Below are 12,502 nucleotides of genomic sequence, written 5' to 3' on the forward strand. Positions count from 1 at the left end.
CCCCGCGGCGCGAAGGCACCCTATTGCCATGGAAAGCTCATATGCTGCATCGACCAAGCGAAGCCGTTGTTCCCACCGATCGTTCTCCTGAATGGTACAAGTCCGCCACCCGCTGGACACAGCTAACATTCGCGGAAGACGATCCCGACAAATACGATCCGGAGTTCTGGATCGATGTATTCCGACGTACCAAGTCGAACGCGGTGTGCCTCTCGGCAGGCGGCTACATCGCCTATTACCCCAGCGAGATCCCATTGCATTACGTGTCGAAATTCATCGGCGGCACCGATCCATTCGGAACCATCGTAGAGGGCGCCCGCAAACTAGGCATGCATGTCATGGCGCGTGTCGATCCCCATGCGATCCACGCCGATGCGGCGCAGGCGCATCCGGAATGGGTGGCGATCAACCGGGATGGAACACCTCGTGAGCATTGGGCATACCCCGGGATCTTTGTGACCGATGCACTGGGCAGCTACAACCGCGATTTCACCACCGAGGTCATTCGGGAGATTGTCACCAAATACGATGTGGATGCGGTGTTCGCCAACCGCTGGCAGGGGCACGGCGTTTCCTACAGCGATGATAATCAAAGACGTTTCAAAAGCGAAACCGGCTTTGACCTTCCCGCGAAAGCGGACGCCAGCGATCCCGCATGGCAGGCATGGGCCGCATGGCGCCGGCGGATACTCACGGACCTCGTGGTCTACTGGGATGAGACGGTGAAGGCCATCCGCCCCCACGCGAGCTTCATCCCCAACATGAGCGGTTCATCGCTCATGGAGTTCGACCTGTCACTCATCCAAAAGCATTGCCCGATCCTGTTCGTCGACCATCAGGCGCGCCAAGGCGTCGAGGTCGGCTGGTCTGCCGGCCGCAACGGCAAGCGCATCCGCGGGACGTTCCGCGACCGTCCGGTCGGGCTGATCACCTCAATCGGGCCGGAGGAAGAATATCGCTGGAAGGACAGCGTCCAGAGCGGCGAAGAGATCAAGTTGTGGGTTCATAATGGCATGGCGCAGGGACTGTTTCCCTGGTTCACAAAATTCAACGCCTGCGTCCCCGATGATCGCTGGGTGCAGCCGGTCGTCGAGGCATTTAACCTGCATGCGGACATCGAGCCGCAAATCGAGGGAATGCAGCCGACAGCCGAAATCGCCATCATCGATCCGTCGACGACGCTCAGGCACTGGGCACCGGAAGAGCGGCACATCGCCGAACACAACGATCTCGGTTTCTATCACGCCCTGGTCGAAGCGCGCATTCCGTTCGAGTTCCTCTCCGACCAAGTGATGACGCCGGAAGCACTCGACCGCTTCAAGCTGATCGTACTGGCCAACGCTACCTATCTGTCCGACGAGCAGTGCTTGGCGATTGAACAATATGTCCAGCGCGGTGGTTCAGTCGTCGCGGCAAACGAGACCTCACTCTACGACGAAGTTGGCACTCGACGGGATAATTTCGGTCTATCACGAGTATTCGGAGCGTCTCTGACCTCGGCTCCTCGCGGTCCAGTCAAAAACACCTATGTGGCGCTGTCCGGCTCGCACCCCTTGAACAAGGGTTATGAGGGTGCTTCTCGCATCATCGGCGGAACTCGTCTGATCGCGGTCGATGCAGATGCGACGGCAGACACCCCGTTCCTCTACGTGCCTGACTTTCCCGACCTGCCGATGGAGGAGGTCTACCCCAGGGAGGCGCCAATCGGAGCTGCCGTCATTGCACGCGACACAGGGTATGGAGGACGCGTCGTCTACATCCCATGGAATATCGGCGAAGTCTTCTGGAAGGTGCTCGCTCCCGACCACGGCAGATTGATCGCCAATGCGGTGAACTGGGCGATCGGCAAAGATCATCGTGTCCAGGTCGAGGGCAAAGGGATCATCGATATCGCCGTCTACGAGAGTAAGGACGCCATGGCGATCTTCTTGGTCAACCTCACCAACCCGATGATGATGAAGGGTCCGTTGCGGGAGGTCTATCCGATCGGTCAGCAAAAACTGTCGATCGAACTGCCGGAGGGGCGCAAGCCGGGGGCAATGAAGCTGCTCGTCGGCAATGAAGCGGTGTCAAGCCGTATCGTGGGGCACCGTGTCGAAATCCTGGTGCCCTCCATTGAGGCTTTGGAGACGGTTCATCTCATCTGGCAGTCGTAAGCCAAGCAATAGCAGCGGGAGGAGACCATGCTTGCTTATGTGGCGAAGCGCGTTCTGTACATGATACCGACCTTATTCGGCATGTCGCTGATCGCCTTCATGATCATCCAGTTGCCGCCCGGCGACTATCTGACGTCACTTCTGTCCACCATGGCCGATGGGGGACAGAACCTGGACGAGGCCACGATCGCGCGGTTGCGCACCCAGTACGGCCTAGACCAGCCGGTCTATGTTCAGTATTTCGTATGGATCGGCGGAATATTAACCCGCGGCGATTTCGGCTATTCGTTCGAATGGAACCAGCCGGTTTCCACGCTGATCTGGGACCGGATGGGATCGACCCTGCTGATCTCGCTGGCAAGCCTTCTGCTGGTATGGGCGATCTCGCTGCCAATCGGCATCTATTCGGCGGTCAAGCGGCACTCATTCGGCGACCACGCTTTTACGCTGCTGGGGTTCATCGGGCTTGCCGTGCCGAACTTCATCATGGCACTCACCTTGATGTATGCCAGCTATCGGTTCCTGGGACAAAGTGTAGGCGGCATCTTCTCACCCGCCTTCGTTGATGCACCCTGGAGCCTCGCCAAACTGACCGATATGCTCAGCCATATGTGGATCCCGGTGATCGTCATCGCCATGTCGGGCACCGCCGCCATGATACGCATCCTTCGCGCAAACCTCTCCGACGAACTGAGCAAGCCCTACGTGATCACCGCTCGCGCCAAGGGACTGCCCGAGCGGAAGGTGATACTGAAGTATCCCGTGCGCATCGCGCTCAACCCGTTCGTCAGCTCTATCGGCTGGGTATTGCCCGACCTGGTCTCCGGCGTCACCATCACGGCGATCGTTCTGAACCTGCCGACCGCAGGTCCCTTGCTCCTGCGCGCGCTGGTTGGCCAGGACATGTATCTGGCGGGGAGCTTCATTCTCCTGATGGGTGTGCTGACGCTGGTCGGGATGCTGATCTCCGACATTCTCCTGGCGGTGCTTGATCCGCGAATTCGGTTCAACTGAGGGGGCGCCATGTTGATCGACAGAAATTCTACCGCCGCACTCGAGACCGGTCCCGCCATCAGCCCGCTGAAGTTGGGAGGGAAGGTCAAAACTCTGGAAGCCGCCGGACAGTGGACCCTCATCCGCCAGCGCTTCTTCCGCCACAAGGTCGCGGCCTTCGCAGGCGGTATTATTGTCGTGCTCTACCTGATCGGCGCCTTCGCGGAATTCCTGGCGCCCGGCCTGCCCAACACGTCCCGGCCCCAGTACACCTTTGCACCACCCCAGAGGATCGCACTGTTTGCGCCAAATGCTGATGGCGGGACCGGGTTCTTGCCGCATGTAAAAGGCTACAAGGTCGAGATCGAGCCCAAGGCGCTACGCCGAAGTTTCGTCGTCGACGAGACGAAGATCATACCGGTCGGCTTCTTCGTAAAGGGAGCTCCGTACAAGCTCTGGGGCGTCATCCCGATGGAAACCCATCTAGTCGGTCCATTAGATGCGCGCGAACCAATGTATCTGCTTGGTTCCGACCGCCTCGGTCGAGACCTGATGAGCCGCCTGATCTACGGAACGCGGGTATCCATGTCGATCGGGCTCGTGGGCGTGGCGATTTCGCTGTCGCTTGGCGTGATCATGGGAGCAGTGTCCGGTTACTATGGCGGTTGGGTAGACACCCTCATTCAAAGGATCATCGAGATCGTCAGCGCCATGCCGACCATTCCGCTCTGGCTCGGGCTGGCGGCCGCGATCCCGCTTAGCTGGTCGCCGCTCTCTGTCTACTTCATGGTGACGCTGATCGTATCGCTTCTGAGTTGGACGGGGCTGGCGCGAGAGGTCAGGGGACGGTTTTTCTCGCTGCGCGGCGATGATTTCGTCACTGCTGCGAGACTGGATGGGGCGGGTGAGCGCAGGATCATCTTTCGCCACATCCTGCCGTCGCTCACCAGCCATATTCTCGCAGTCGTGACACTCGCCATCCCGACGATGATCGTCGCGGAAACCTCGCTTTCATTCCTCGGCGTAGGCCTGAAGCCCCCGGTCGTCAGCTGGGGTGTGTTGCTTCAGGATGCCCAGAACGTCCGCACGGTCGCAACCGCGCCCTGGCTGCTGATCTGGCCAAGCCTCGCCGTGGTCCTTGCCGTTCTGTCGTTCAATTTCTTTGGCGATGGATTGCGCGATGCTGCCGATCCCTACGATAATTAAGAAGGACGTGGTTGATGAAGCCCGAAAGACTGCTCTCGGTCCGAAACCTTTCCATCGATTTTCGCCTGCGGACGCATGTGCTCCACGCCGTGCGCGACGTCACCTTCGACCTGAAGCGCGGCAAGACCCTGGCGCTGGTCGGTGAAAGCGGCTCAGGCAAATCGGTGACGGCCCGCGCTCTGATGCGGATTATCGACAAACCCGGCCGAATGATCGGTGGCCAGATCCTACTCGACGGTCCGGACGGGCCTGTGGATATCGCCGGGTTCAAGGAGGGGAGCCGGGAGGTGCTTGCCATTCGCGGTGGGCGGATCGGGCTGATCTTTCAGGAGCCGATGAGCTCGTTGTCACCGGTCCATACGATCGGTTCGCAGATCGTCGAGGCGGTTCGCCTGCACAGGCGGGTCTCGAAGAAAGACGCGCGCATGCGTTGCGTTGAGCTGCTGCGCCAGGTCGAAATCCCGCAGCCAGAACTGATGGCCGACCGCTACACGTTCGAGTTTTCCGGCGGCATGCGGCAGAGAGCCATGATCGCCATGGCGCTCGCCTGTGATCCGGAAGTGCTGATTGCCGACGAGCCGACAACGGCGCTCGACGTCACGACACAGGCCGAAATCCTGGACCTCATCAAGCGGCTTCAGGACGAGCGCGGCATGGCAATGCTGCTCATCACCCACGACATGGGGGTCGTCGCCGAAGTTGCGGATGAGGTCGCCGTCATGCGCTTCGGCAAAATCGTAGAGCAGGGGCCGGTCGACGACATCTTCCACGCAAGCCGGCATCCGTATACCCGACAGCTTCTCGATGCGACCGTCAAGCTGGAAAGTGGCGTGGCAGGGCGCGGGTTGCCGGCATCGCTTGCTCCGAGCGTCGCGCCGGTTCTCTCGGTCAGAAACCTCACCAAGGTCTACGGCGCGCCGTCACGCATGTTTTCCCGCAGCGGCAGTCGCGGCCTGGTCGCCGTCGATGACGCCAATCTTGATCTCTTCCGCGGCGAAAACCTCGGCATCGTTGGGGAGAGCGGCTCGGGCAAGACGACGCTCGGCAGGATGATCCTGCGCATCGTCGAGCCTACGTCGGGTAGCGTCACATACCGTGCCGACGAGGCGGCCTCACCGGTCGATGTCACGACGCTCGGCAAGGCCGATCTCCGGCGCTATCATCAGGATGTACGGCTGATTTTCCAGGATCCGTTCGCCTCGCTCAATCCGCGCATGACAGTCAAGCAGATCATAGGCGATCCGCTCGTCATCTCCAAGGGCATGTCGGGCAGGGCCGTGGAGGCGCGCGTCGCCGAGTTGCTGGGCAAGGTGGGCCTTGATCCGCTTGCCATGGAACGTTACCCCCACGCGTTTTCAGGCGGTCAGCGCCAGCGGATCGGTATCGCCCGGGCGCTCGCGCTCAACCCTAAGGTAATCGTCGCGGACGAGGCGACGTCTGCCCTTGACGTCTCGATCCGCAGCCAGATCCTCGATCTGTTGCTCGACATTCAGAAGCAGTTGCACCTCAGCTTCGTCTTCATCTCTCACGATATCTCGGTCGTGCGGTACTTCTGCGACCGCGTGGCGGTGATGCACAAGGGCAAGATCGTTGAAGTCGGTGATGCGGAGACGATTTGCACCAACCCGTCGCAGCCTTACACCAAGCGGCTGATTTCCTCCGTCCCCAATCCGGATCCCCGCAACAAGCGCATGCTTCACCGCCTGCGCGCAGATCAAGTCTGAGCCGTCCAGCATGCCTAAGTTCGCAGCCAACCTCTCCATGCTCTACACCGAGCATTCCTTCATCGACCGCTTTGCCGCCGCCGCTGCGGATGGCTTTAGGGCGGTAGAATATGTCAGCCCCTATGAAGAAGCCCCTGAGGCGATCGCCGCCCAGCTGGCACGCCATGATCTGCAGCAAGCCCTGTTCAATCTGCCCGCCGGCAACTGGGCAGCCGGCGAACGCGGCATAGCCTGCCTACCGGACAGGGTCGCGGCATTCCAGACATCTGTGACCAGAGCGATCGAGTACGCAAAGGTACTCGGCTGCCGCAAGGTCAACTGCCTTGCAGGCATCGTGCCCTTCGGCATTGAGCCGGACGTGGCCGAGGCGACGTTCGTAGATAATCTGCGCTATGCCGCCGAGCGGCTGGCCGATGCCGAAATCTCCCTAATCTTTGAGCCGATCAATACACGCGACATCCCCGGCTACTTTTTGACGACGACGGATCAGGCAGAGCGGATCATGGCTCGGGTCGGCCATTCCAACCTGCTGATCCAGTACGATTTCTATCACATGCAGATCATGCAGGGCGATCTTCTCCCGACGTTCGAAAGGCTCCAGAGCAAGATCGGTCATGTTCAGATCGCCGACAATCCCGGACGCCACGAGCCGGGGACCGGGGAGATCAATCACGACTTCATCTTCAGGCGGCTGGATGAACTCGGCTACGACGGCTGGGTCGGGTGCGAATACAAGCCGGCAGCCAGCACCAGCGCCGGTCTCGGCTGGCTTAAACTGCTTCAACAGAGGAATTGACCATTGAAAATCGGATTTGTCGGATTGGGCGTCATGGGGCGCCCGATGGCGCAGCACCTGATCGAGGCGGGTCATGAGCTGTATCTTCACCGGGTGAAGCCGCAGTCGGCCCATCTCATACATAGTGGTGCGACTGCTTGTGGATCAGCCACGGAGGTAGCGAGGTCGGCCGAAATTATTATCCTCATGCTGCCCGACACGCCTGATGTGGAAACCGTGCTGTTCGGCGAAAACGGCGTCATGGACGGCGTCGAGCCTGGCAAGCTTATCATCGACATGAGCTCCATCTCCCCGTTGGCGACCAAGGATTTTGCTGCGCGTATCGAGGCGCGCGGATGTGACTATGTCGATGCGCCGGTCTCGGGCGGAGAGGTGGGCGCCAAAGCCGCCTCGCTCACCATCATGGCCGGCGGAAAGCCGCAGGCGTTTGATCGCGCAAAGCCGCTGTTTGAAAAGATGGGCAAGAACATCACGTTGATCGGCGGTGTCGGCGATGGTCAGATCGCCAAGGTCGCCAATCAGATCATCGTCGCCCTCAACATTCAGGCCGTATCGGAAGCTCTCAGGTTTTCCCGAAAGGCGGGCGCCGATCCGACCGTCGTTCGCAAAGCTCTGTTGGGCGGTTTTGCAGCGTCGCGGGTCCTCGAAGTTCACGGAGAGCGGATGATCAACGAAGCCTTCGAGCCCGGCTTCCGCATGCGCTTGCATCATAAGGATCTGTCGCTGGCGCTTGAATCAGCACGTCTCCTGGAGCTTATGCTGCCCAACACCGCTATGGTCCACCAATTGATGAACGGTGCCCTGGAAAAAGGTCTCGGCGACAAGGACCACGCGGCCCTCATTAAGGCACTATGACGTTATTACCGCGAAGTCCGACGGACAGGAGCAAGGCACGATGATTGCAGACCCCCGACTGTTCTTGACGTCGCTGTATGACGCGGCGGTAGAAGCCGCCGATCCTTTAAGTAGGATCAGGGAACTTCTGCCGCCTGCGCCTGTCGGCGGGCGTGTTGTCGCTGTCGGCGCCGGAAAGGGCGCAGCGCAGATGGCCCGCTCCCTGGAGAGCCTTTGGGACGGCCCTCTGACAGGTGTGGTGGTCACGCCCTATGGCTACGAATGCGAAACGCAGTGCATTGAGGTTATTGGTGCGGCCCATCCAGTCCCGGACCATGCGGGTCTTGATGCTGCCGAGCGATTGAAGGCAGCAGTATCGAACCTCTCGAGCCAGGATCTCGTGATTGCACTGATCTGCGGCGGAGGTTCGGCACTGCTACCAGCGCCGCCAGACGGTTTTGCTCTGGCCGACGAGATTGCCCTGAACGAGGAACTGCTGGCGTCAGGTGCTCCGATCTCGGCGATGAACGTCGTTCGCAAGCATTTCTCGACAATCAAGGGAGGAAGGCTGGCGGCGCTGACAAAGGCGCGGGTGGTGAGCTTCGTGGTTTCAGACATTCCTGGAGACGACCCGTCACTGGTGTCGTCTGGCCCGACAATCCCAAATCTCGGTAGTTTTCATGATGCCGCAGAGATTATTGCACGGTATCGGCTGAAGCTCCCGCAACGAATGCTCGAATTTATTGGATCGAACGCCGCTCTCGCACCGAACCCGGCGGATGCACACTTTGCCAGGCACAGTCACCACCTCGTATCCTCCGCCCGCATTTCGCTCGAAGCGGCGGCAGCATCTGCCCGCGCCTCAGGAGTAACGCCCGTAGTGCTGTCGGATCGCATCGAGGGCGAAGCGAAAGATGTCGGCCGTGTGCACGCGGCCATCGCACACGAAGTCGCACTGCATAACAGCCCGTTCATCCGACCCTGCGTACTGCTGTCGGGTGGCGAGACGACGGTTACACTTCGATCAAAGGGCGGCAAGGGCGGACGGAACGGAGAGTTCGCACTCTCTCTCGCGCTTGCCATCGATGGTCTCGATTTGTTTGCACTGGCTGCGGATACCGATGGTATAGATGGCTCGGGGGACAACGCTGGGGCATTTGCTGATGGCACCAGCGTTGCCCGCTTCATCGCGAAGCATGTAAACGGCCATGCCAGGTTGGCGATGAACGACAGCTATACCGCTTTTTCGGCCGTCGGCGATCTTTTTGTCTCCGGCCCGACCGGCGTCAACGTCAATGATTTCAGGGCTATACTGGTTCGATAAGATCAGAGTTATTGCGGGTCGTAGGTCCTTATCCTTTCGAGACAATCGGACAACCTCAGTGGCGTTTTCAGCGCAAAGCATGCTTTGACGACGCCGAGTGGGCATCAAAGTCGCGGCCCCATTTCCTCCGAATGGTCGCTAAGATGCCAGCGAAGCCCGTGCGCCTCCGGCAAACGCTCTCGCATCTGCTGCCGTGAGTGGACGAGAAATGTGATAGCCCTGAATGAAACGACCTCCGAGGTCACAAATCGTTGCCATCTCCGCTTGCGTTTCGATCCCTTCGACTATGCAGTCGAGACCCATGTCATCGGCCATCCTGATCAATGACTTGACGATTTTTGCACTTGCTGCATCATCCTGGATTTTCGTCACGAAACTCCTGTCGATCTTGATCTTAGTGAGCGGCATCGAATGGAGATGCGTCAGGCTCGAATAGCCCGTGCCAAAATCGTCCAAGGATATTCCTATACCTGCAGACCGGAAGGTTTCGGCAATTGCCCGAGCTCGCTCGAGGTCGGTCAGTATTGCGGTTTCGGTGATTTCGAGATCGATACGAGAGGATCCGATGTCGCTGTTAGCAATCAGCGCTAAAAGACGCATCGCGTGATCGCTCGACGATAAGTCTCGCGCTGAAAGGTTAAACGAAAGCCGAATGTGACGCGGCCAGAACCGCGCTTCCTGCAAGGCCATGCTCAGAAGCGTGCGCGTGAGATGGTTGATGAGTCCCAGCCGTTCGGCAACCGGAATAAATTCGGCGGGAGAAACCTGCCCGAGAATCGGATGATGCCACCTCGCCAGAGCCTCGAATGCCGTGACCGTGTTGTCCGCGACATCGAATATCGGCTGAAAGGCAAGTGAGATGTGCTGGTTGATGCTGCCGTCCCGGAAGGCCTCTTCGATCACCGTTAGCCGAGACAGGCTGTGATAATGCTCCGGCGAAAATGCGACGGCCGTGCCGGGTGCATTTCTTTTTGCCTGATAGAGAGCGAAATCGGCCTGATCATATAGGCGTGTCATTTCTTCATGGCCCAGTACGCTGCTTGAAAATCCAACGGATGCACCAACCTCGATCATTGCGTCGCGAATGGCATACGGCTCCCGGCACACGCTGCAGATTTCCTCCGCAAGCTTTTTCGGGGCAGCGAGATCGGCTGTCTGCAACAGGAAGGCGAATTCGTCGCCACCGATACGTGCTACGAGAGCCCTGCCATTGCTGGTCCGCGCGAGGCGCAACGCCAGTTGCGAAAGAAGTTCGTCTCCAGCTTTGTGCCCATGAACATCATTGACAGCCTTGAAACCGTCGAGGTCGATCAGGCCGACATGGATCGGATCGCTATGAGGCGTCACTTGGCCGATCCTTTCGTCGAGACTGCTAAAGAAAAACCGTCTGTTGGCAAGGCCAGTCAGGCTGTCCATGTTGGCGAGTGTTCTGTTTTCCTCGCTTAAGGCTTTGGTCTGCTTTTGCTCGTCGACCAGCTCCAACTCGCGTTTCTCGAGCGCATTCTTTTTGTTTTCGAGTTCTCTGCGGGAAACAACGAGGTGGGTGAAGTCTCTATATTGTACCCAAAGTACCATGAGCATCGCGGCTGAAACGAGACCGACATCGACCGCCATTGCCATGAAAATGGCGTTTCCGGTCAGTCCGAAATAGGCGACGAATGCGATGTTGACGACGAATGTGACGGCCATTGCGGCAGGTAGAAGATGGGTGAGGCAGAATATGCAGCCGATGACGGTAATGCCCATGTAAAACGCGACATGGCTTTGCATGAAACTGTCACCGTAAGGTGTAAGGCCTATTCCCCAGCCTGCAAATATGCCTGCAAGCACCCAAGCGATACTGTTCGTCCGGCGTAATTCAGCAATCGCTTGATCTGCGTTAGCCGCGGGTCTTCGGACACGACGCCCCCATTGCAGCATGCGTACGGCGCAGGCCGCAGTCATTGCCGATGGGACGATGACGGTCAGAAAAAATGGGGCAACGGGCAGGTGCGTTATGGCGACACCCCATGTGTTCACCAAAAGGATGAAGTACATCAGCGGTATCTGTTTGGAAAGCGCCGACTGTTGCGCGATAGCCAAAGTGGGGTCGTCATCCCTTACGCTGAAAAGCTTCTTGATTGAGTAGATCATTACGACGCACGCAAAATTGGAGAGTTTTTCATGTTCATGCGCGGAACGATTTCATACCCCTCCGAGTGAAGGCATTATTTCATGGGCAGCTTAATTTCCCGGAACTCCCGATGCTTAATGGTTCGTGAAATCATTGAAGCATCTGGAAGAAATGCACTCTTATCGCCAAATGCGCCATATTGTGTTTAGACCGGGCGTTGCATAGCCGTAGGCGAGCTACTGCGTAGCAAAGGAACCAGCAGCAACTACGAAGGACTCTTGGCGTGAAAGCCGTGGCAGTGGAGATAGAACTTCCCAGCAGCTGACTTGCCACGTCGAGATCCGGTGCGACGTCTTCCAAGGACTATCATCTTGCCGAGCCTTCTGGGCTGCCGAAGTGGCGTGGCGACTTAGATAAACTCTGAATCGTGACGGCAACAAAGGGAGTCCTGTAGATGGGCATTCAGGCCAATACAGCGCGTGCCAACCCTAGCAATCCATCAATTTAACAACTGGTTTAGCGTAAAGCGGCAGCAGATATTAAGGAATGGCTGATATTCTGACATGAAATATAAGGGGGTGTCATATGCGTGTCCTGCTTGCTACTACCTACTTGTTGTTGCCATTGCTCGTCGGCGGGCCGGTGGCCGCTGACGACAGTATCCTGCGGATAGGTACCGAGGGTGCATATCCCCCATTCAATTTCGTCGATGAAAAGGGGCAACTGTCGGGCTTCGATGTCGATATTGCCAAAGCTCTTTGCAAGGAGATGGCGGTTGAGTGCCAGTTTGTCGCTGTCCCTTGGGTGACGATCATCGACGATCTAGAATCTGGAAAATTCGACCTGATGGTCGCCAGTATGGCCTATACGTCAGAACGGGCGCAGCGCATCGCATTTTCTGATCCTTACTACCGTTCCCATGCAGTCTTCGTGGGTGACGCCAAGAAATTTCTCGACATTCGTCCGGAGACCCTCGCTGGCGCGAGGATCGCGGCAGGAGCTGGCACTATGCAGGCTGATTACCTGCAGAAAATCTATGCGGCGAAAAATACGATCCTTATCACTAAGGACCAGCCTGAAGCCCAGACGGCGCTGCAGGAAGGAAAGGTCGACCTGATCCTTGCCGATGCAATTGAGCTGATGAGTTTCCTCGACTCCAACCAGGAAGCCCGCTTCGATTTCATCGGAGACCCGGTCACCAACGATCTGCTGCAAAGCACATCTCATATTACCGCCCGCAAAGGCGACACCGCATTGCTCGAAAATGTCAACGCGGCACTGAAACGGATCCGCCTCAACGGTGTCTATGACAGGGTGAATGACACGTATTTCCCTTTCAGTATTTTCTGACCTGCG

The 12,502-nt window shown here is 58.2% G+C and carries 9 protein-coding genes; 8 read left to right on the forward strand and 1 reads right to left on the reverse strand.

Annotated elements, in window-relative coordinates; translation table 11 throughout:
• Positions 1 to 41: 41 nt before the first annotated feature.
• From ACRQ1B_RS16755 to ACRQ1B_RS16785, 7 genes are read left to right on the forward strand one after another with little or no spacing between them, the layout of a single operon-like run.
• Positions 42 to 2,156: a family 10 glycosylhydrolase gene (locus ACRQ1B_RS16755; RefSeq protein WP_432294920.1), complete on the forward strand. Its 2,115-nt coding sequence runs from the start codon at positions 42 to 44 to the stop codon at positions 2,154 to 2,156.
• A 27-nt stretch (positions 2,157 to 2,183) separates the two neighbouring features.
• Complete coding sequence (locus tag ACRQ1B_RS16760) at positions 2,184 to 3,170, forward strand: ABC transporter permease (protein WP_432294921.1); 987 nt, start codon at positions 2,184 to 2,186, stop codon at positions 3,168 to 3,170.
• Between the two features lie 9 nt (positions 3,171 to 3,179).
• On the forward strand, positions 3,180 to 4,355 hold the full coding sequence (locus ACRQ1B_RS16765; protein WP_432294922.1) for an ABC transporter permease: 1,176 nt from the start codon (positions 3,180 to 3,182) through the stop codon (positions 4,353 to 4,355).
• Between the two features lie 14 nt (positions 4,356 to 4,369).
• Positions 4,370 to 6,079, forward strand: coding sequence for an ABC transporter ATP-binding protein (locus ACRQ1B_RS16770; RefSeq protein ID WP_432294923.1), 1,710 nt, complete (start codon positions 4,370 to 4,372; stop codon positions 6,077 to 6,079).
• Positions 6,080 to 6,089: 10 nt separating this feature from the next.
• The gene (gene otnI, locus ACRQ1B_RS16775) at positions 6,090 to 6,875 is read left to right on the forward strand and encodes a 2-oxo-tetronate isomerase (RefSeq protein WP_432294924.1); all 786 of its coding nucleotides are present in this window, start codon (positions 6,090 to 6,092) and stop codon (positions 6,873 to 6,875) included.
• A gap of 3 nt (positions 6,876 to 6,878) precedes the next feature.
• Positions 6,879 to 7,730, forward strand: coding sequence for a 2-hydroxy-3-oxopropionate reductase (locus ACRQ1B_RS16780; RefSeq protein ID WP_432294925.1), 852 nt, complete (start codon positions 6,879 to 6,881; stop codon positions 7,728 to 7,730).
• A gap of 40 nt (positions 7,731 to 7,770) precedes the next feature.
• Positions 7,771 to 9,033 (forward strand): glycerate kinase type-2 family protein, encoded by a 1,263-nt coding sequence (locus ACRQ1B_RS16785; protein WP_432294926.1) that lies wholly within the window; start codon positions 7,771 to 7,773, stop codon positions 9,031 to 9,033.
• Between the two features lie 138 nt (positions 9,034 to 9,171).
• Here the strand turns inward: ACRQ1B_RS16785 and ACRQ1B_RS16790 are convergent, their stop codons facing one another.
• Positions 9,172 to 11,166 carry a putative bifunctional diguanylate cyclase/phosphodiesterase gene (locus ACRQ1B_RS16790; RefSeq protein WP_432294927.1) on the reverse strand — a complete coding sequence of 665 codons (1,995 nt, stop codon included), beginning with the start codon at positions 11,164 to 11,166 and terminating at the stop codon, positions 9,172 to 9,174.
• Positions 11,167 to 11,731: 565 nt separating this feature from the next.
• Here ACRQ1B_RS16790 and ACRQ1B_RS16795 point away from each other — a divergent pair.
• Entirely contained in the window at positions 11,732 to 12,496 is a 765-nt protein-coding gene (locus ACRQ1B_RS16795) for a transporter substrate-binding domain-containing protein (protein WP_432294929.1), read from the forward strand.
• Positions 12,497 to 12,502: the final 6 nt, after the last annotated feature.

It is taken from the genome of Endobacterium panacihumi, assembly GCF_050847465.1.
GTDB lineage: Bacteria > Pseudomonadota > Alphaproteobacteria > Rhizobiales > Rhizobiaceae > Neorhizobium > Neorhizobium panacihumi.

Bases quoted from the DNA above. Each gene is read 5' to 3' on its own strand.
- otnI (WP_432294924.1), top strand. From the start codon at position 6,090: ATGCCTAAGTTCGCAGCCAACCTCTCCATGCTCTACACCGAGCATTCC.
- ACRQ1B_RS16795 (WP_432294929.1), top strand. From the start codon at position 11,732: ATGCGTGTCCTGCTTGCTACTACCTACTTGTTGTTGCCATTGCTCGTC.
- ACRQ1B_RS16755 (WP_432294920.1), top strand. From the start codon at position 42: ATGCTGCATCGACCAAGCGAAGCCGTTGTTCCCACCGATCGTTCTCCT.
- ACRQ1B_RS16770 (WP_432294923.1), top strand. From the start codon at position 4,370: ATGAAGCCCGAAAGACTGCTCTCGGTCCGAAACCTTTCCATCGATTTT.
- ACRQ1B_RS16785 (WP_432294926.1), top strand. From the start codon at position 7,771: ATGATTGCAGACCCCCGACTGTTCTTGACGTCGCTGTATGACGCGGCG.
- ACRQ1B_RS16760 (WP_432294921.1), top strand. From the start codon at position 2,184: ATGCTTGCTTATGTGGCGAAGCGCGTTCTGTACATGATACCGACCTTA.
- ACRQ1B_RS16790 (WP_432294927.1), bottom strand. From the start codon at position 11,166: ATGATCTACTCAATCAAGAAGCTTTTCAGCGTAAGGGATGACGACCCC.
- ACRQ1B_RS16765 (WP_432294922.1), top strand. From the start codon at position 3,180: ATGTTGATCGACAGAAATTCTACCGCCGCACTCGAGACCGGTCCCGCC.